13 protein-coding genes, 1 tRNA gene and 10 pseudogenes are annotated in these 19,247 nt (G+C 69.3%); 3 read left to right on the plus strand and 21 right to left on the minus strand.

Translation table 11 applies throughout. The features are described from left to right. Positions 1 to 154: 154 nt before the first annotated feature. The 3 genes and pseudogenes from pth to QQK48_RS05310 form a co-directional block, all read right to left on the minus strand. Positions 155 to 728 (minus strand): annotated as a pseudogene (gene pth, locus QQK48_RS05305) (aminoacyl-tRNA hydrolase). An 89-nt stretch (positions 729 to 817) separates the two neighbouring features. Further along, positions 818 to 940, minus strand: coding sequence for a hypothetical protein (locus QQK48_RS19280; protein ID WP_348523479.1), 123 nt, complete (start codon positions 938 to 940; stop codon positions 818 to 820). Then, positions 921 to 1,463, minus strand: coding sequence for a 50S ribosomal protein L25/general stress protein Ctc (locus tag QQK48_RS05310; protein ID WP_348523761.1), 543 nt, complete (start codon positions 1,461 to 1,463; stop codon positions 921 to 923). Before QQK48_RS05310 ends, QQK48_RS19280 begins: the two co-directional genes overlap by 20 nt. Before the next feature lie 141 nt (positions 1,464 to 1,604). Here QQK48_RS05310 and QQK48_RS05315 point away from each other — a divergent pair, with 141 nt between their 5' ends. After that, positions 1,605 to 2,402, plus strand: a complete 798-nt coding sequence (locus QQK48_RS05315) for a DUF1206 domain-containing protein (RefSeq protein WP_284327720.1) — start codon at positions 1,605 to 1,607, stop codon at positions 2,400 to 2,402. Positions 2,403 to 2,492: 90 nt separating this feature from the next. Here QQK48_RS05315 and QQK48_RS05320 read toward each other — a convergent pair. The 3 genes and pseudogenes from QQK48_RS05320 to QQK48_RS05330 all read right to left on the minus strand — a co-directional run bounded on the left by QQK48_RS05320 (position 2,493) and on the right by QQK48_RS05330 (position 5,365). Continuing rightward, positions 2,493 to 3,476: pseudogene (locus QQK48_RS05320) on the minus strand (ribose-phosphate diphosphokinase). A gap of 88 nt (positions 3,477 to 3,564) precedes the next feature. After that, positions 3,565 to 5,085 (minus strand): annotated as a pseudogene (gene glmU / locus QQK48_RS05325) (bifunctional UDP-N-acetylglucosamine diphosphorylase/glucosamine-1-phosphate N-acetyltransferase GlmU). A 205-nt stretch (positions 5,086 to 5,290) separates the two neighbouring features. After that, positions 5,291 to 5,365 (minus strand) — tRNA-Gln (locus tag QQK48_RS05330). A gap of 96 nt (positions 5,366 to 5,461) precedes the next feature. Here QQK48_RS05330 and QQK48_RS05335 point away from each other — a divergent pair. Both QQK48_RS05335 and mscL read left to right on the plus strand, forming a co-directional pair. Beyond that, a pseudogene (locus QQK48_RS05335) lies at positions 5,462 to 6,077 on the plus strand (TetR/AcrR family transcriptional regulator). Between the two features lie 63 nt (positions 6,078 to 6,140). Further along, entirely contained in the window at positions 6,141 to 6,464 is a 324-nt protein-coding gene (gene mscL, locus QQK48_RS05340) for a large conductance mechanosensitive channel protein MscL (RefSeq protein ID WP_284327721.1), read from the plus strand. Between the two features lie 139 nt (positions 6,465 to 6,603). On the opposite strand, the gene QQK48_RS05345 is transcribed toward mscL, so the two are convergent. From QQK48_RS05345 to rsmI, 15 genes and pseudogenes are all read right to left on the minus strand, one after another. Beyond that, a complete protein-coding gene (locus tag QQK48_RS05345) occupies positions 6,604 to 6,834 on the minus strand; it encodes an LPXTG cell wall anchor domain-containing protein (protein ID WP_284327722.1) in 231 nt (76 codons plus the stop codon). Beyond that, positions 6,831 to 7,727 (minus strand): Ig-like domain-containing protein, encoded by an 897-nt coding sequence (locus QQK48_RS05350; RefSeq protein WP_348523762.1) that lies wholly within the window; start codon positions 7,725 to 7,727, stop codon positions 6,831 to 6,833. Before QQK48_RS05350 ends, QQK48_RS05345 begins: the two co-directional genes overlap by 4 nt. Next, positions 7,681 to 8,442, minus strand: a complete 762-nt coding sequence (locus tag QQK48_RS05355) for a hypothetical protein (RefSeq protein ID WP_284327723.1) — start codon at positions 8,440 to 8,442, stop codon at positions 7,681 to 7,683. The genes QQK48_RS05350 and QQK48_RS05355 overlap by 47 nt, the downstream gene beginning before the upstream one ends. Then, a complete protein-coding gene (locus QQK48_RS05360) occupies positions 8,387 to 9,316 on the minus strand; it encodes a hypothetical protein (RefSeq protein ID WP_284327724.1) in 930 nt (309 codons plus the stop codon). The genes QQK48_RS05355 and QQK48_RS05360 overlap by 56 nt, the downstream gene beginning before the upstream one ends. Beyond that, the gene (locus QQK48_RS05365; RefSeq protein WP_284327725.1) at positions 9,294 to 11,258 is read right to left on the minus strand and encodes a dicarboxylate/amino acid:cation symporter; all 1,965 of its coding nucleotides are present in this window, start codon (positions 11,256 to 11,258) and stop codon (positions 9,294 to 9,296) included. Before QQK48_RS05365 ends, QQK48_RS05360 begins: the two co-directional genes overlap by 23 nt. Next, positions 11,239 to 11,757: pseudogene (locus QQK48_RS05370) on the minus strand (cation:dicarboxylate symporter family transporter); the annotation flags it as partial. The pseudogene QQK48_RS05370 and the gene QQK48_RS05365, both read right to left, overlap by 20 nt. Before the next feature lie 387 nt (positions 11,758 to 12,144). Beyond that, positions 12,145 to 12,573 (minus strand): hypothetical protein, encoded by a 429-nt coding sequence (locus QQK48_RS19285; RefSeq protein WP_348523480.1) that lies wholly within the window; start codon positions 12,571 to 12,573, stop codon positions 12,145 to 12,147. Beyond that, positions 12,560 to 13,075, minus strand: coding sequence for a GHMP family kinase ATP-binding protein (locus tag QQK48_RS19290; RefSeq protein ID WP_348523481.1), 516 nt, complete (start codon positions 13,073 to 13,075; stop codon positions 12,560 to 12,562). Before QQK48_RS19290 ends, QQK48_RS19285 begins: the two co-directional genes overlap by 14 nt. Then, positions 13,072 to 13,946: pseudogene (gene rsmA, locus QQK48_RS05380) on the minus strand (16S rRNA (adenine(1518)-N(6)/adenine(1519)-N(6))-dimethyltransferase RsmA). The gene QQK48_RS19290 and the pseudogene rsmA overlap by 4 nt, the downstream one beginning before the upstream one ends. A gap of 4 nt (positions 13,947 to 13,950) precedes the next feature. Next, positions 13,951 to 14,223, minus strand: coding sequence for an aggregation-promoting factor C-terminal-like domain-containing protein (locus QQK48_RS19295; RefSeq protein ID WP_348523482.1), 273 nt, complete (start codon positions 14,221 to 14,223; stop codon positions 13,951 to 13,953). 125 nt (positions 14,224 to 14,348) lie between these two features. After that, a pseudogene (locus tag QQK48_RS19300) lies at positions 14,349 to 14,681 on the minus strand (G5 domain-containing protein); the annotation flags it as partial. A 202-nt stretch (positions 14,682 to 14,883) separates the two neighbouring features. After that, on the minus strand, positions 14,884 to 15,720 hold the full coding sequence (locus QQK48_RS05390; protein WP_488798417.1) for a TatD family hydrolase: 837 nt from the start codon (positions 15,718 to 15,720) through the stop codon (positions 14,884 to 14,886). Continuing rightward, positions 15,717 to 17,516: pseudogene (metG, locus tag QQK48_RS05395) on the minus strand (methionine--tRNA ligase). The gene QQK48_RS05390 and the pseudogene metG overlap by 4 nt, the downstream one beginning before the upstream one ends. A gap of 165 nt (positions 17,517 to 17,681) precedes the next feature. Further along, positions 17,682 to 18,410: pseudogene (locus tag QQK48_RS19305) on the minus strand (M15 family metallopeptidase); the annotation flags it as partial. Then, positions 18,407 to 19,247: pseudogene (gene rsmI / locus QQK48_RS05405) on the minus strand (16S rRNA (cytidine(1402)-2'-O)-methyltransferase). The pseudogenes rsmI and QQK48_RS19305, both read right to left, overlap by 4 nt.

The following is a 19,247-nucleotide window of genomic DNA, read 5'->3' on the forward strand; positions in this document are numbered from 1 at the left end:
GCAGGCGACGCGAACGGTGAGGCTGTCCGCAACCTACGGCACTTCCGATAGTAGTGACGCGTATGGGGGTGGTGTCCATTCCCTCGCCGTCACGCGGCTCGGGCGGAGTGCCCTACGACATGCCCTGCGATGAACCCCGCAGCGGCCACGCGACCTAGCGCGGAGAGTGGAACTTCTGCTGGGTGGCCTCGAGCCCGTGCTCGATGACGGACTCGACGGCGTCGGCGCCATCGGAAATGAGCAGGTCGAGCTCCTTGCGCTCTGGCGTGGAGAACGGCTTGAGGACGAAGGTGGCCGCATCCATGCGGCCCGGGGGACGTCCGATGCCGACCCGCACCCGAATGTAGTCGGGGGTGCCCAGCGCCTTCGTGATGTCCTTGAGGCCGTTGTGTCCGCCGGAGCCTCCGCCTCGCTTGAGGCGGACCTCGCCGAACGGAATGTCGAGCCTCGTCATGGACCACGATCACGTCTTCGGGCGCGACGGACTGGTATTTGGCGAGCGAGGACACGGGGCCGCCGGAGACGTTCATGTAGGACATCGGTACGGCGACCACCACGGCATCGCCCGCGAGCCGCACCGTCGCCGCACGCGTCCTGGTCTTCTTGTGGACCGAGAGCGCGGCGCCGCCGCGTGCCGCGAGCGCCTCGACCACCATCTGGCCGATGTTGTGGCGGGTTCCTGCGTACTCCTCGCCGGGGTTGCCCAGGCCGATCACGAGCGCGCTCAACGATGTCTCCTCATGGTGGAAAGTGTGCCGCGACGCACGAGGCGCCCGCCACCAGGGGTGACGGGCGCCTCGAGTCACGACGGTGAGGCTTAGGCCTCGGTGGTCTCCGCGGCGGCCTCGGCGGCGGGGGCCTCGTCGGCACCCTCGTCCTGGACCTGCGGAGCCGCGATGGAGGCGACCTGCTGGTCGGCGTCACCCGCGAGCCTCAACACCCTTGGGCGCCTTCACGTCGGACGCGAGAACCTTCGCGCCCTCCTCGAGGCCGTCGATCGAGACCACGAAGGACTCGGGGAGGTGGGTCGCCTCGGCGAGCACCTGGAGGGTCGACGCCTCCTGGAAGTGGATGGTGCCGGGAGCGGACTCGCCCTCGATGTGCACGGGCACGTCCACGACGATCTTCTCGCCCTTCTTCACGAGGAGCAGGTCCACGTGGAGGATGACGGGCTTGATGGGGTGGCGCTGCACGTCCTTGGCGACGGCGAGCTCTTCCTTGCCGTCGAACTGCAGCGTGAGGAGGGCGTTGGGGTTCTTCAGCGCCATCATGGTGGCGTGGCCCGGGAGGACCAGGTGCACGGGGTCGGTGCCGTGGCCGTAGAGGACCGCGGGGACCTGGCCGGCGGCACGGGCGCGGCGGGCGTGGCCCTTGCCGAAGTCGGTGCGGGTTCCGGCGTCGAGAACGAGCCTTGTCAGACATGGTGTCTCCTTGAAATTCGGTGGTGGAGCCAGGCAAGGCAGGCGTCAACATCACACCGCCGCGTCGATCACGTCGGTGTCCGTCAGGACCCAACCTCGCCGTGGAACCCGAACAGTCTACCCCGAGTGGCGTACGCGTGCCCACCGGGGAATGCTCGGCGGTGCCGCGACGGTTGAGAGGTCATGACGATCCACGAGTCGATGGGCCCACTGACGGGACCGGGCCGCTCCTCCTCGCGAGCCTGGGAGACGATGGCGAGGGCAGGCTACGCGGTCTCCGGAGCGCTCCATCTGGTCCTCGCGTTCCTCATCATCCGGCTCCCCTTCTCGGGCGGGGACGCGGACCAATCGCAGGCCCTGACCACCGTGGGGGATGCCCCGGGCGGCACCGCCCTGCTGTGGGTGGCCGTCGCGGGTTTCGTGGCACTGGGCGCCTGGCAGGCGGCCGATGCCACACGTCGCGGCCAACAGGCCTCCGACCGCGCCAAGGCCGCTGGCAAGGCCGTGGTCTACGTCGCCCTCGCGGGTGTCGCCGTCTCGGTGGCGCTGGGCGGCGGCTCGAGTAGCGGCGGGCAGGCCAAGGGCCTGACCGCCATGCTCCTGGATCTGCCCGGCGGGCCCGTCATCGTGGGCGCCGTCGCGCTCGGGATCCTCGCGACGGCAGTCTTCCACGTGTGGAAGGGCGCCTCGCATCGCTTCCTCGACGATCTGCGCGCCACCGGCGGAGCGGAACTGTCGACCGTGGTCACGGCGACCGGCACCACCGGCTACATCGCCAAGGGCATCGCACTGGGCGCCGTCGGTGTCCTCTTCGGTTTCGCGGCTCTCACGACCGATGCCGACAAGGCCAAGGGCCTCGACGGGGCCATCGAGAGCCTGCTCGACCTGCCAGGCGGCCCGGTCATCGTCGTCGCCGTGGGCCTCGGCTTCGCCGCCTACGGGCTGTACTCCATGGTCCGCGCGCGCTACGCCCGCATGTAGCCGGCCACCGCGACAAGAGCCCGCCCCGCCGTGAGGCGGGACGGGCTCTGTGACGTGACGACGGCATCGGCCGCCGTCAGTGAAGACGTGTCAGACGTTGCCGTTGAACAGGCTCGTCACGGAACCGTCGTCGAAGACCTCGCGGATCGCGCGCGCCAGCAGCGGCGCAATCGACAGCACCGTGAGCCTTGTCGAAGCGGTGGTCCTCGTTGATGGGCAGGGTGTCGGTGATGACGACCTCGCTCACGCCGGAGTCACGCAGTCGCTGGACGGCGGGGCCAGAGAGCAGGCCGTGGGTCGAGGCCACGATGACGTCCTTCGCACCGTTCTCGAACAGCGCCTCGGCGGCCTGGACGATGGTGCCGCCGGTGTCGATCATGTCGTCGACCAGCACACAGGTGCGGCCCTCGACCTCACCCACGAGCTCGTGGACCTTGACCTGGTTGGGCACCGACGGGTCGCGACGCTTGTGGATGATCGCGAGCGGCGCACCGAGGTGATCGGACCACTGGTCGGCGAGACGCACGCGGCCGGCGTCTGGAGACACGATGGTCAGGTTGTCGGGGGCGACGCGCGAACGCACGTACTGGGCCAGCAGCGGCATGGCCCACAGGTGGTCGACGGGGCCGTCGAAGAAGCCCTGAATCTGCGACGTGTGCAGGTCAACCGACATCACACGGTCCGCACCTGCGGTCTTGAACAGGTCCGCCATGAGGCGGGCGGAGATGGGCTCGCGGCCCTTGTGCTTCTTGTCCTGACGGGCATATCCGTAGCAGGGCATGATCACGGTGATGCGCTTCGCGGAGGCGCGCTTGAGCGCGTCCACCATGATGAGTTGCTCCATGATCGCCTCGTTGATGGGGGCGGCGTGGGACTGCAGCACGAACGCGTCTGCTCCACGCACGGACTCGCCGAAGCGGACGTACAGGCTCGCCATTGGCGAAGGTGTAGGCCGTGGTCGGCAGGAGTTCGATGCCCAGGCTCGGAGGCCACCGCATCGGCCAGGTCGGGGTGTGCCCGTCCACTGGCGAGGACCATCCGCTTCTCGCTTGCGTGCGAGATGTCTGAGCTCATGACACTCCTATATTTCTTCAATTCGAGCGGGGGCGCAGGACCTACTCTAATGGCCGCGAGGGCGTGCCGCGTGTGGCGGTGGTCCCGCTCAGCGCTCGTCGGGGTGCGTAGGCGGCTCGGCTTCGGGGCTCGGTGCCGACTCGGCATCGGCCGATGCCGCCTGTGCCGCCTTGGCGGAGGCGCTTCCGGGGCGGCGCGAGACCACCCAACCATCCACCACCTGCTGCGGCACGTGGTTGCGGGCGAGAGCGCCGGAGGGAACGTCACGACGCACGGTCGCACCGGCGCCCGTGTAGGCGCCGTCTCCGATGGTGACGGGCGCGATGAGCCTGGTTGTCCGAGCCGATGCGCACGTGGTCACCCACGGTGGTGTGGTGCTTGTTGACGCCGTCGTAGTTCACGAAGATCGTCGCGGCGCCGATGTTGGTGTATTCACCGATGGTTGCGTCACCCACGTATGACAGGTGCGGCACCTTGGAGTGGTCGCCGATGCGGGCGTTCTTGGTCTCGACGAAGGCGCCGATCTTGCCGTCGGCCCCCAGGTGAGTGCCGGGGCGCAGGAAGGAGAACGGGCCTACGGTGGCGCCCGCCTCGATGACCGCTCCCGAGCCGTGGGTCCTGGTGACGGTCGCGCCGGCACCCACCTGAACGTCGGTCAGCGTGGTGTCGGGGCCCACGACGGCTCCGGTGGCGACCTGAGTGGCGCCGTGAAGCCTGGGTCCCGGGCAGCACCGTCGCGTCGGGTGCGAGCTCAACGTCCGCGTCGATCCAGGTGGTGGCGGGGTCCACGACCGTCACACCTTCGCGCATCCATCCCTCGATGATGCGGGTGTTGAGCGCACGTCCGGCGGCCGCGAGCCTGCACGCGATCGTTGACGCCCTCGACGGAGGCGGCGTCCGCGGCCACGTGGGCGTGCGTGTGGCCACCCTCGGCTCGCGCCAGGTGGATGACGTCCGTGAGGTACATCTCGCCCTGACTGTTGTCCTGGCCCAATTGGGCGAGCGCACGGCGCAGGTGCGCGGCGTCGAACACGTAGATGCCTGCGTTGATCTCGGTGATGGCACGCTGCTCGTCGGTGGCGTCCTTCTGCTCGACGATGGCGACCACCTGGCCGGAGGCGTCGCGGACGATGCGGCCGTAGCCCGTGGGGTCGGGCACCTCTGCGGTCAGCACAGTCACGGCGGCGCCCTGCGCTGCGTGCGCCTCGACTAGGCCCGCGAGAAGGTCGCCGTCCACGAGCGGCACGTCTCCGCTCGTCACCACGATGGCACCCTCGACCTGGGTCTCCATGATCGAGGTGTCACCCACGGCGCCCGCGGCCACCTGCGCCGCGATGGCGGTGGCGTCCAGCGCGGAGAGTCCGCAGAACACCGCACGGCCGGTGCCGGGGATGTCGTCCTGATCCGCCAGCAGCGCCTGCGGGGCGTGCTCCTCGACGTGGGCGGCGACGCGCTCACGCTCGTGACGCACCACCACGACCACACGTTCGGGGTCGAGGCTGCCCGCGGCGTGCAGGGCGTGGCCCAACAGCGACCTTCCGGCAATCTCGTGGAGCACCTTGGGGGTGGCTGACTTCATGCGGGTTCCTGCGCCGGCCGCGAGGATCATCACGGCCGCGGGACGGGTGAGGCTCACCGTTTCCCCTTCTCTGGCGCGGATGCGCGCCGTCGTGTGCTGGTGGCGACCACTCTAACCGGGCCCTCGCTCACCTCACTTTGAACCAAAGTGAGGCCGGACACGCCGGCCAGCAGCCGCATCGGCCCTCTGTACCCGGCGTGTCGCGCTCAAACTGGTTCAAAGTGAGGGGGTGTGGTGGCTCCGCCCACAGGATTCGAACCTGTACTGCAAGGCTCCAAAGGCCTGCGTGCTGCCGTTACACCAGGGCGGACCGGGGCCGCAGCGGACCCGAGTGCCCCAGTCTGCCAGGATTCGCGGCACACTAGGGACCGTGACCGACGAACCCCGCAAGGCTCCGCGCGCCAGAATGTCGGCGCGCGACCGGCGTGAACAGCCTGCTCCAGGTGGCTCGCGCCCTCTTTGCGGAACGCGGATTCGATGGCACCTCGGTGGAGGAAATCGCTGCTCGCGCGGATGTCTCCAAGCCCGTGGTCTACGAGCACTTCGGCGGCAAAGAGGGCGTCTACGCCGTCATCGTCGACCGTGAGGTCGAGGCCCTGCTCGGCGCCCTGTCGGGCGCCCTCGCGGAGCGCGGCCACCCCCGCCAGTTGGTGGAGCGTGCTGCCCGCGCACTGCTTGACTACATCGAATCGTCGCCCGATGGCTTCCGCATCTTGGTGCGCGACTCCCCCGTGGCGCAGGCCTCGGGCACGTTCTCCTCCCTGATCGGAGACGTCGCGAACCAGGTGGAGCACCTCCTGGCACACCAGTTCGTCAAGCGGGGCCTCGACCCCGTCTCCGCCCCCATCTACTCCCAGATGCTGGTGGGCATGGTGGCGCTCACGGGCCAGCATTGGGCCGAGGTGCGCGAGCCCAGCAAGGACGAGGTGGCCGCGCATCTGGTGAATCTGGCGTGGAACGGCCTGTCCAACTTCGAGCGCGATCCCATGGCGCCCGACGACAACGACACCACGACGCGGTAAATACCGGGACGGATACGTCCCGCTCCCCTAGTCTCGGAATGAACCGACTTCTGGGAGGACGTCATGATTCAGGGCTTCAAGGAATTCATCACGCGCGGCAACGTCGTTGACCTCGCGGTCGCGGTGGTCATCGGCAGCGCCTTCACCGCCGTGGTGACGTCCATCGTGGACGGCATCATCAACCCGCTCATCGCGGCCATCTTTGGCCAGCCCAACCTCACCAGCGTGGGTAACTTCTCCATCGGCGAGGGCCAGTTCTCGATCGGCCTCGTGCTGGACGCGGTGTTCACGTTCCTCACGGTCGCCGCCGCGATCTACTTCCTCATCGTCATGCCGCTCAACAAGGCTCGCCGAGCGCCGCAAGAAGGACGAGCCCGCGCCCGATGAGGCTGTCTCGCCCACCGAGATCGAGCCTGCTGACTGAGATCCGCGACGCGCTCAAGTCCCGCGAGCAGTAACACCCGCAAGCGTCACGAGGGTCCTCGCGGCGACGGCCGGTCTGGCCGCCGCCGCGAGGACCTTCTGCTTAGTGCGTGGCGACTGCTCGCTTGCGCGATCGCGCCACCACGAACCCGCCTGCCGCGAGCAGGGTCGCTGCCGCAAGCACCCAGGCGGTCACGGCCGCGGGCCCGGTGCCGGACAGGGAGCCGGCCGATGCCTCGGCCACCTCGACCTCCAGCCTCGCCAACTCACCGCCCGAGGCGTCCCGCACCACTAGGTGGTGCACGCCAGGCTCCAGCGACTGCGGAATCGTCACCGTGACCTCGGCTGCACCCCCTCGACGGCCGCCGTAGCGAGCCGCTGGTAGGTGCTCTCGATGCCGACCTCGACCCAGTCGACGTCAAGGCCAGCGAGCGAGACCACCACAGAGGAACCCGCCACCAGGCGCGTGGTCGGCACCGAGATGCTCGGCTGACCGTCCTCGGCGTCGCCGCCCGAGCCCGCAGAGTCGCCGCCGGTTCCCGCACCTGAGTCGCCGTCGCCGTCGCCGGTGCCGGAACCGGAGCCGTCGCCGTCCGACGAGCCGCCGCCGGTCGAACCATTGGTGCCACCGCCAGTACCGCCATCGGTGCCACCACCGGTCGCATTCACGACGTACGACACGTTCGACGCGGTCGAGGCGGTGTAGTTCGCGTCACCGGCGTACGACGCCGACACGGTCCACGTGCCCTCGCTGAGTCCCGTCAGGGTCGCACTGGCACGGCCCTGCGACACCTCGGCGTGGACGGTGCGCGTGGTGGTGCCGTCGGTCGCCTTCACGGTGACCTCGCCCGTCGGTGTGGCGTGGGAAGGCTGGCCCGCGACCGTCACGATCGCCTCGGCCGTCCCCGTCGCCTTTCCGGCGCTGACCTTGAGGCCCGTGGAGCGCACGGCACCGGCCGCCACCGTCACTGAACCGGTGCGCTCGAAGGCCTTGACGGCATCGGACCCGGCAAACGAGACCGTGAACGAGTGCTCGCCGCCACCAAGGCCCGCGACGGAGAACTGCGCAACGCCGTCGACAATCGTCGCCGTCAGCGTCTTGCCGTCGACCGTCAGCGTGAGGTCACCGGTCGCGAGGGGCCCACCGTCCGCACCCACGGTGACCGTGAGTTTCGCCGGGCTACCGTGGACCGCCGCGGGCGACTCGATCGACACATCGGCCGTCACGGGCCCACGCAGCGCCGTGAAGAACGTACGCAACTCCTGGACCGCCTCCTGGCCGAACTCCAGCCGCGCACGCGCCTGCTCCAACTGGAGCGCCTGCGCGGCGGTGAGGGTGGACTCGTCGGAGGGAATCGCGAAGTTCAGGCCGAGCCTGCGCGGACGGGACGGTGAACCACCACTCAGTCATGTACTCCGTGTAGGAGGTCACGTCGCCGCTCACGGTGGACTGGATCCACTGACGCTTGACCGCATCGGACGCGACGCTCGCGCCGGTGCCGCGCTCGTACTCGAGGACGAACGGCACCTGTAGGCGCCTTGCGACAGCCGCCGAACCGCTGGTGTCGCCGCCGGGGAAGTAGTCCACTCGGCTGCTGGTCGCGGGGTCGTACTGCGTGACCAGGTTAGGGAAGTACGTGTTCACGACGTCGCCGTAGAGGTACGAGGGACGGAAGTTCGTGGCGCCATCACGCGTCGACGTGTCACGGATGTGAATGGGGTTGGCGCTGCCATTGGACCCATTGACGGTGCCGCCGTCCAGCACGAGGTCCACGTTGTAAACCACCGGCACATCGGTGCGCTGCGCCTCCGCGTTCACCTGCTTGATCACGGCACGGGTGTTGTGGCACCAGGTACCACCAAAGAGCAGGGCAAAGTTCTCTCCGTCACCGTCCTGCTTGAGCAGGTGAAGCAGGCTCCGGGTAGGTGATCTGCTGAACACGCCAGCCGTCGGTGCCGTCGGACTCCTCGAGGATGTCGCCGCCGTAGCGGGCCACGTCGCTGTAGGACGCCCGATGCTTGGCGTTCGCCGAGTCCTTCCACCAGTGGAACTGGTCGATGCTGTCCACCGCAGCGCCTCCGCCGCCGGCGGCGATGGCCGCGGTGACCTGTGCGGAGACAGACGTGCTCGTGGACAGGTTCACCCAGTCGATCACGGTGTCCGCCACTCCTGCCGCGGTGTGGTCCTTGTCGTACACCGCGAACACGGCGTCCTCAGTACCCGCACCGGTGCCTGCGGCATCGGTGCGCTCGTCCCAGACCGGGTTGACGGAGTCGTTGACGACCGCGTCGTCGGCCGTGATCGTGACGCTCGACGAGGTGCCGGACGCCGCCAATCCGTTGCCGAGGTAGCGCGCCACCACGTTGTCCCAGACCTTGCCGTAGATGGCCTGCGACGTTGCCGCGAGGCTGATGCCCCCAGGGTTGCGAGTGTCGAGGTTGCGTGAGCCCTCGTAGCCGGACAGGTTGGGGTCGAACCAGTAGATCTTCTGCACGCCCGCGTCGCGGGCCGCCGAGTCCGCCGCGCGCACGCTGGCGGCAAAGTTCGCGTCGTGGGTGGAGCCGATCACGAACGCGAAGGTGCCGGTCTGCTGGAGCAGCCACTGGAAGCGGTCGTACGTGACGGTTTCGACGGCGGTGCTGGCGTCGAGACCGAGAGTGTCGGCGAGGTAGGTGGTGTCGGTGGCGGTGGGCGCCGACCGGTCGGCGGCAGTCGCGGCGGGTGCCGCGACTGCGCCAGCGGCGACGAGTCCCGCAGTGAGAGCGAGGCTGAGCGCACCGGCGGTGGCTCGCCTACGCAGGGCATGGGTGGGCACGGAAGGTCTCCTTGAGTGAAAGTGAGGTCGGGGGTGGGTGGGGAGTCAGACGTCTGCGGTCCGGCGCGAGCGCACGAACCAGTAGCCGCCGCCCGCGAGGCCGCCTGCGGCGACAAGGCCGGCGATGATGACCCAGCCGGCCGATGCGGCGTCGGCGTCGCTCGGGCCAGCGGTCACCGCGCCCTTTGCTGCGGTCGAGGTGATGTCGGCCCCGTCCGCTCCCGGGCCCGCGGTCGCCGATGCGCTCGGGGCCGGGGTGGCAGCGTTCCCCGAGGCGTCCGCCGACGGTGTGGGCGCGGCCGAGGCCTCTGGGGTGGTGGCGGCCTCGTCGCCAGCGGCACCGGCAGACGCGCCGGACGTCGACGCGCTCGTCCCTCCTGCGGCGTTCGACGACGTCGAGCCCTTCGCGGTCGACCCCGTCGACGAGGACGCGGACGTGCCCGAAGACGTCGAGCCTCGAGGCCGAGCCACCGGACGAGGACGACGTAGAGCCGGAGCTCGACTTGGTGCCCGACGAGGACGACGTGGAGCCGGAGGAGGACTTCGTACCCGACGACGTAGAGCCGGAGCTCGACTTCGTGCCTGAGCTCGACTTGGTGCCTGACGAGGTCTTCGTCCCCGACGAGGACGTGGAGCCGGAGCCCGACTTGGTACCCGACGACGAGCCGGAGCTCGAGGATCCTGATGAACCCGAGGAGGACCCGGAGTCCGTCGAGGAGCCGGAGTCCGACCCCGAGCCCGACGAGGCCTGCGAGTCGAGCCACTTCTGGTAGCCCGTCGCCCGCTCCCACTCGGTCCACGGGATCGACTGGCCGTCCGCGTAGTGGACGCGGTTGTTGGCGAAGTCGTAGTACGCCCCGGGGATGTAGGTGCACGCCTCGTCGTCGTAGCCGGGCAGCGTGTCCAGCCCGTCGGTGTAGGTCTGGCCGTCGTCACCCTTCACGGTGATGGGGTACGGGTGCTGCGCGGGGTTGGTGATGGCGCTCGCGGTCGTGGCGATGCCCACGGAGGCGAGGGCCACCACGGCCCCGGTGGCGAGGGTGCGGGAAACGTGTTTCATGCTGAATCTCCAAGGACGAGAAGGGGCGAAGGAAAGCGGGAATGCGTGGGACGTCATCGGTGCACGACCTCGGCGACGGGGACCACCGGGGCTTCGGTCGATTCGGGAGCGGCGACCGGCGCGGTGACCGGCGCGCGGTCGTAGAACACGTCCCGATCGAGCCTGGCCGGTCTGGTGGGCGACCACCGTCGCGACCGTCGCCGCCGCGGTGACGTTCGTCATGGTCCGCGCCATGTCCGCGATGACGCTGATGGGCAGCGTGACCGCGATGAACTCGAGCGGCAGACCCGCTGCGGCGAGCACCGTCGCGGCGGCCACGGTCGCGGTGCCGGGAACGCCAGCCACGCCGATCGAGACCACCGTCGCCAGCAGCGCCAGGAGCGCGTAGTCCTGCAGGCTGTACGAGAGCCCGTAGGCGTTAATGCCCCACACGGCGACGATCGTGGGCCAGATGCCGGAGCAGCCAGGCATGCCGATGGTGGTGCCCAGTGGCGCGGTGAAGTGCGCGACCTGCGATGCGACTCCGATGCGCCGGGTGAGTACGTCCGTGGTCACGGGCAGGGTGCCGACGCTGCTTTGGGTGGTGAACGCGGCGACCTGTGCGGGCAGGACCTTGCGGAAGAACGCCACGGGATTGAGCCCGGCGACGATGCCCACGACGGCGCCGTTGATCACGAACGCATGGAAGAAGCACACGAACCACGTCAGCGCGAGCAGTCCCAACAGCGACCAGAAGGTGTCGCCAAGGCTGCGCGTGGAGGCCACCACGGTGACCGTGAGCGCGACGATGGCGTACGGGGTGAGCCGCACCACGTAGCCCACGACCTTGAACACCACCAGCCTTGGCGGCCTCGGCGCCGGAGCGCAGGGGCCGGACGGCATCGGCGTGCTTGCGGGACACCTGGAGGTAGGCGATAGCGAACGCCACCGTCGTGATCAGGATGGGGATGATGTGGGTGCCGCCCACGTCACCGACGAGGTTCGAGGGGAAGAAGTCCACCACCACGTCGGTGAACCGCTGGACCGAGTTCTCCAGGACGGACAGTTCCTGCCCGCCTTCCTGCTGGTTCACGCCACGGCCGATGCCGAGGGCGAGCGCCAGGCCCAACGTCAGCACCACCGCGACGGCATTGCTCGCGAGGAGCCACACCACGGACCGCACGCCGATGCGGCGCAGTTGTGCGATGGACCCGAGCGATGCGATGGAGGTGAACACCGAGACGATGATCAGCGGCGCCACGGAGGCGAGCAGCAGATTGATGTAGATGCGCCCCACCGGCTCTACGTAGTCGGCGTGACCGCCGCTGAGCAGGCCGATGGGGATGCCGGCCGCGAGGGCGACCAGCGTGATGATCGTGAAGTGAATGCGCTTGCGACGCATGAGGGCAAGACCGGCGATGACCGCCACCACGGCGGCGAGCACGGTAAGAGCGGGCCAGTTCACTGGCGGCCTCCGAGCAGATGAGGGAAGTGCGGGCGTCTCGCGAGGGCGAGAGGGGCGGGGTGAGTGGCCGGCGGGTACGCGCTGTCATCGCGGGTACGGGGCGCGGCTCACCCCTGACACATGCAAAGGCGGGCGAGGGCGCAGGGACGCATCGAGCGTTCCCGCATCACCATCGCCGCCATGTGACCTACCCCAGTTCTCCGGAACAATCCGGGCCCGCGGACCGGGCGTGGTGCCCGGCCGCTTCTGGAGCATATGCCCGAAGTTCTATCGAGTCAATAGGAATTAAGGAAATGGATGGACTCGGCCTGAATCCTCACCTTGTCAGGGCACGATGACGGTGGCGCCGGCGGCAGGGGCCGATGCGGTGAGGACCGTGTCTGCCACCTCCTCGGCGCGCAGATGCGCCGCGATCGCGAGCGCGTGCTGGCGCGAGCGGGCCAGGGCCGCCACCGTGGGGCCCGAGCCGGACACCATGACGCCGAGCGCCTCGGCATCATGAGCGGCGTCCATGACGCGCTCCAGCCGTGGCGCCAACGCCAGCGCCGGGCCCTGCAGGTCATTGTGAAGCGCCGCTCCCAGCCGATGCGGGTCGCCCGCCATCAGGGCCTGCATGACCGCTTCACTGATGCGCGGTTCCTCGGCGACGATGTCCCCCGCCGCGACCTGCCGGTCAAATTCGCCGTACACGGCGGGAGTCGAGAGGCCCCACGCCTGCGTGGCGAGGACCCAATGAAACTCACCATGGGTCATCGCGGGAGACAGGTCGCCGCCGCGCCCCAGGCCCACCGCGGTGTGTCCGTGCAGTGCAAAGGGCACATCGGCGCCGATGGAGGCCGCGACCACGTCGAGCCTCGGCGCGGCTGAGTCCCATCTCCCACGCCTCGGCACACGCAAGGATGGCCGCCGCGGCATCGGCCGACCCGCCGGCCATGCCACCCGCCACGGGTACACCCTTGACGATGTGAAGGTCCGCGCCCGCGTCGACGCCATACGCGTCACGCAGCGCGACCGCCGCTCGCACCACCAGGTTCTCCGGCCCGGTCGGCACCGCGTCGACGTCGATTCCCAGGCCCCGCGGCGCCTCGACGGTGACCCTCAGTGCGTTGTCATCGCGCGGAGTCGCTGTCACCACCTCGTACAGTTCGACCGCCTGAAAGACGGTCGCGAGCGGGTGATACCCGTCCACGCCGAGCGGGCCAACATCGAGTTGCAGGTTGACCTTGCCCGGCGCCCGGACGGTGACAGCGCTCATGCGCCAAGCGTGCCAGGCGCGGCCTGCGCCTGTGCGAGGGACTCGGCGATGCGCGCGAAGTCCTCGATGCCGAGCCTGCTCGCCGCGCGTCAACGGCGCAATCCCCACGCGCGCGAGAGCCTCCTCGGCCAGGGCACCCGAACCCGCGAGGCCCGAGAGTGCGCCACGCAGGCCCTTGCGGCGCTGCGCGAAGGCGGCGTCGATGACCGCAAAGACCTCTTCGCGCGACGCGGTGGTCTCCGGCTGGTCCCTGCGATCCATCAGCACGAGCGCGGAGTCCACGCGCGGCACGGGCCAGAACACCGCGCGGCCCACATCGCCTGCGCGACGCGTCGCGGTGTACCAGGCCGCCTTGGCGGACGGCACACCGTAGGTGCGAGAACCCGGCGGTGCGGCGATGCGGTCGGCGACCTCGGCCTGCACCATCACCAGCACGCGCTCCAGCGACGGGAAGATCTCCAGGAAGTGCAGGATCACCGGCACGGACACGTTGTACGGCAGGTTGGCGACCAGCGCCTGCGGTTCCTCGTCAAGCGCGGTGATGTCCAGGGCGTCGCGATGGACGACCGTGAGACGGTCGACGGCCTCGGGCGCCTTGCGCGCCACCGTGTCCGCCAGCGCGGCCGCGAGCCTTGGGGTCGATCTCCACCGCGGTGACGCGGGCACCGGCCTCAAGGAGAGCCAGGGTCAACGAGCCGAGACCTGGCCCCACCTCGACCACGTGGTCGCCGGGCTGCACCCCAGCGATGCGGACGATGCGCCTGACGGTCCCGGAGTCAACAACGAAGTTCTGGCCCCATTTTTTGGTGGGCGCGGCGCCGAGAGACTCGGCGAGCGAGCGGATCTCGGACGGGCCGAGCAGGTCGGCCACTTTCCTAGTACCAGCCGATGCTCTGCGAGTGGCCCCACGCTCCACACGGCGTGCCGTAGCGGCCAGCGATGTAGTTCAGACCCCAGGTGATCTGGGTGGTGGGGTTGGTCGCCCAATCGGAACCGACCGAGGCCATCTTGGAACCGGGCAGCGCCTGCGGGATGCCATGGGCACCAGAGGACGAGTTGTGGGCGTTGGAGTTCCAGCCGGATTCCTTGGTCCACAGGGCGTTGAGGCAGGCTCCACTGATCGCCGGTCCAGCCGCGGGCCGCGGCAAGGTCCTGGCCGATGGCACGGTTGGTGCCGGAGTTCGAGATGCCGGTGGGGATCGAGAGCCTTCTCGCGGGTACCGATCGCGACGACCTCGTCGACGGGCTCTTCGACCACGACCGACATGGATTCTTCGCGCTCGACCTCGACGCCGTCCTTCATGGTGACGTTGTAGCTCACGAGCATCGTGCCGTCTTCACCCTCGGTGACGACGGTCTCGGTGCCCTTTTCCTCCGAGGAGTCTTTCTTCTCGACCGAGCCATGCTCGATCGCGACCTCTTCGGTACGGGTCACCACCTCGATGTCGGCACCCTCGGCCTCGATGGGCGCAAGGGTGGTCTGGGCGATCGACTCGGCCTCTTCCGATGAGGGCGCCGCGAAGGCGTTGACTCCCACCGAAGCGAAGGAACCGAAGGCGAAGGCACCGACGGCAACGCCGGCAATCACTCCCGAGGTGGCGCGCATGCGCACACCCTTCTTGTGGCGCCGCTCCCGGCGTCCTCCGGGGGCAGGCGTCGTACGTCGATAACTCAAACGGCCAATCCTTTCGTCTCGTCGCGGCCATCAAAAACGCGACGATTCACCGGACTGTTATCTCATAGTTACATTGCGATGCGCCAGTCCTAGCCGCACATCGGGGCCCGGCAGGGCCAGTGATAAAAGGCGTCTACCAGGGGCCATACAGGTTGTGCGACGTCTGCCAGATCTGAGCACAGAACGCCTCGAGGTCCGCTTCCAGCACCTCGGCGAGGGTCCTGGCAGTGATCGCTGCCATGGCCGGAGAGCCCGGCTGGCCGCGGTGCGGATGGGGCGTGAGGAACGGCGCATCGGTCTCGACGAGCATGTGATCCAGGGGCGTCACCGCGGCCGCAGCACGCAGCGCATCGTTGTTCTTGAAGGTCACCGTGCCCGCAAAGGACAGGTACCAGCCCTCGGTCGCGGCGAGCCTCGCCATGGCGGCGTCACCTGAGAAGCAGTGGAACACCGTGACCTCCGGCGCGCCGTCGGCCAAAAGGATGTCGATGACCTCCGCGTGGGCGTCGCGGTCGTGGATCTGCAGGGGCTTGCCGAGTTCCTTGGCGAGAGCGATGTGATCGCGGAACGCACGCACCTGCGCGTCGTGCCCCTCGGGCCCCGTGCGGAACGTGTCGAGTCCGGTCTCCCCCACCACGCGGATGCGCTCGCCCTGCGCCAGCGCCGCGATCTCGGCAAACGCCTCGTCATACGTTCCCTCGGCGGCGAGGACCGCCGCGTCGTTGGGGTGCAGCGCGACCCCTCCGAGCATCTCAGGGAACCTCGCGACGGCCTCGGCCGTCCAGCGAGCCGACTCCAGATCGCAGCCGATCTGGACCACCCGGGTCACCCCCGCATCGGCCGCCTGCTGCAAGCGCGTGTCCACGCTGAGCGGCTCATCTCCCGCGGGGAAATCGAGGTGGCAGTGATTGTCCACGATGGGCGCGGGAAGCGCCTCTGGCACCGGCGGCCATGCTCCGCGACGGGTCACGCGTCGTCGCCGCGCATCCGCTGCGGCTCGTCCTCCACAATCGTGTCATCCAGCTTGACGAAGATGGGCGACGGCTGGGCCACGGGAGTGCCCGGAACCACGTCGCGGCGGCCCCAGATGCCCTGAGCGGCCGAGTAGTCACCCTGGATAACCGGGTAGTGGCGGTCGGCGATGTCGAGGTCGTCGACCTCGTTCATCTGAGGCATGGGCGCGACGATGTCGGTGCCGCCCAGTGCCTCATGCACCTTCTGCGAGCCTGTGCGGCAGGAAGGGCGCCAGCATGATGTTGGCGTCGGCCACGAGCCTGCGCCGCGACGCCCAGCACGGTCTCCATGCGCGCGGGGTCCTCGGTCTTGAGCTTCCACGGCGCGGTGTCCGCGAGGTACTTGTTGGCCTCGCCGACCACCCGCATCGCTTCGGAGATCGCGGCCCGCTGACGCTGCGCGCCGATGAGGTCGCCGACGGTCGTGAACGCCGCCTCGGACTGCGCGAGCACCGCGCGGTCGGCATCGGTGGCGCCCTCGAGCGAGGGGATGGATCCCACGTTCTTGTGCAGCAGAGTCGCGGTGCGGTTCACCAGGTTGCCCCAGCCTGCGACGAGCCTCGTCGTTGGTGCGGCGCTTGAACTCGGACCAGGTGAAGTCCGCGTCGTGGCTCTCGGGGCCGGCCGTTGCGATGAAGTAGCGCAGCGCGTCCGGCTGGTAGCGGGCCAGCATGTCACGCACGTAGATGACGTGACCGCGCGAGGACGAGAACTTCGCGGATTCCATGGTGAGAAACTCGCTGGAGACCACCTCGGTCGGCGCCTGCAGGTCGCCAAACTTCGACAGGCTCGCCACCCTTCGCGCCGCGACCGTTGGCCGCGAGCAGTTCCGCGGGCCAGATCTGCGAGTGGAAAGTGATGTTGTCCTTGCCCATGAAGTAGTAGGACAGCGCCTCGGGGTCGTTCCACCACTGACGCCACGCGTCCGCGTCGCCCTCACGGCGCGCCCACTCGATGGACGCGGACAGGTAGCCGATGACCGCGTCGAACCACACGTACAGGCGCTTGGCGGGGTTGTCCTCCCAGCCCGGCAGCGGAATCGGGATTCCCCAGTCGATGTCGCGCGTCATCGCGCGCGGGCGCACGTCCGCGAGGAGGTTGCGCGAGAAGTTCAAGACGTTGGGGCGCCAGCCGTGGCGCGAACCCAGCCAGTCGGACAGTGGCTCCACGAGCGACGGGAGGTCAAGGAAGAAGTGCTCGGTCTCGATGAACTGGGGAGTCTCGCCGTTGATGCGGCTCACCGGGTTCTTGAGGTCGATGGGGTCGCCTGGTTGCCGCAGTTGTCGCACTGGTCGCCGCGGGCGCCGTCCGCACCACAGATGGGACAGGTGCCCTCGATGTAGCGGTCGGGCAGGGTGCGGCCCGTCGACGGCGAGATGGCACCGCGCGTGGTCTGCTCGATCATGTAGCCGTTCTTGTGGACGGCCTTGAACAGATCCTGGACCACGTGCTCGTGATTGCCCGTGGTGGTGCGGGTGAACAGGTCATACGAGAGGCCGAGCGACACGAGGTCCTCGACGATGACGCGGTTGTAGCGATCCGCGAGTTCCTGGGGGCTGACGCCCTCGCCCTCGGCCTGCACGAGGATGGGCGTGCCGTGCTCGTCGGTGCCCGACACCATCAGGACGTCATGGCCCGCCATTCGCATGTACCGGCTGAAGACGTCCGAGGGCACGCCGAAACCGGCGACGTGGCCGATGTGACGGGGTCCGTTGGCATACGGCCAGGCGACAGCGGAGAGGATGCGTGACATGGCGCCCAGTCTAGTGACCGCGCGCACCTGAAAAAGCGGGGGCGCTCGTGCGGCACTAAGCCCCACTACTCGTAGTCGGGGGCGGCGGCGAGCCCCAGGTGTTCCTCCATCGTCGCGGAGCCAGCCTCGTGCATCGCGGCGGCGAGCCTCGGTGCCCACGTAGCGCAAGTGCCATGGCTCGTACACGTAGCCCGTCACGTCCTGGCTGCCCTCGGGGTAGCGAATGATGAAGCCGTGCTCCCAGGCGTGTTCCGCGAGCCATCGGCCCGCGTCCTCGTCTCCGAAGCATGCCTTGATCCTGCACGCCGATGACGAGTACACGTCCACGCCCAGCCCCGTCTGGTGCTCCGAATAGCCCGGGCGCGCAGAGAACGTCTCGGCGACATCCTCGCCCCGCCGCGCGGCGTAGCCCGAGAACAGCGAGTCCTGGAAGCCGTAGGCGCGGTAGGCGGTCGACACCGAGAACCCGGCACCGGCATCGGCGGCAACGCCGCGCATCTGGGTGAGGGCCTCGGCCGCCTCCGCGCGCATCTGCTGCGAGGAGCCGCCCGGAATGCCCGACAGCGACACGAGGTCCTCCGGCACGTAGTCGATGGGGTCCAGCGGCCGCAGCTTGTTGACGACGACCCACAGCGAGTCAGGATCGTCGAGCGACGGATGCGGAGTCGCGGTGACCTCGGCGTCGACGGGAGTGGCCTCGACGGTCGGCGCCGTGACGGCTGGCACGGACGCGGTGGGTTCGGCCGTGACGGTCACGGTCGGGGCCGATGCCTGGGGCGCGCTCGCGCTGCCCCCGCCCCACGCCAAGGCGCCCGTCGCGCCGCCCGCGGCGGTCGCTACGAGAACTGCCAGGGCTGTCACCCCGGAGCGCGCGGCGCGCGTGTGGGCCGTCATGAGGCTCCCTGCCGCGCGGCGAGCACGGCGCCATACAGTTCTCGGCGCGGAACACCAGCGGTTGCCGCGAGATCGGCCACCGCATCCTTGGCACGCTCCCCCGACTCCACACGCGCCAGCGCCTCCGCGACGAGCGCGTCCAGGGTGGGCGCCTCGGCGGGACGGCCCGCGACCGTCACCACAATCTCGCCACGCACGCCATCGGTCGCCCAGGCGGCGAGCGCGGCGAGCGTGCCCCTGCGGGTCTCCTCGTGGGTCTTGGTGAGGCTCGCGCGACACGGCCGCGGGGCGGTCGCCGCCCCAGGCATCGGCCATCGCCGCCAACGTGGCGTCCAAACGATGCGGCGCCTCAAAGAACACCATGGTGCGCGGCTCCGTGGCGAGATCTGCGAGGGCACGGGCGCGCTCGCCGTCCTTGCGCGGCAGGAACCCCTCGAAGCAAAACCTGTCCGTGGGCAGCCCCGAGAGCGCCAGGGCCGTCAGCACCGCCGATGGCCCCGGCAGCACCTCGACGGTCACGCCGGCGGCCGCCGCGGCCTCCACCACCCTGAAACCGGGGTCGGAGACGGTCGGCATCCCCGCATCGGACACGAGGACCACCAGGGCGCCCGCCGCCGCACGTTCCACCAACGACGCAGCGCGGTCGCGCTCGTTGTGATCGTGCACCGCGAGCACCTCGGCGCGCACCTCGATGTCGAGCCTGCGGGCGAGATCACGCAGGCGCCGGGTGTCCTCGGCGGCGATCACGTCGGCCTCTGCCAGCGCCACCCTGAGCCTCGCCGAGGCGTCGGCGGCGTTCCCGATCGGCGTCGCCGCCAGCACCACGCGTCCCGTCAT

Origin of the sequence: Demequina litorisediminis (assembly GCF_030161615.1) — a bacterium.
GTDB classification, from domain to species: domain Bacteria; phylum Actinomycetota; class Actinomycetes; order Actinomycetales; family Demequinaceae; genus Demequina; species Demequina litorisediminis.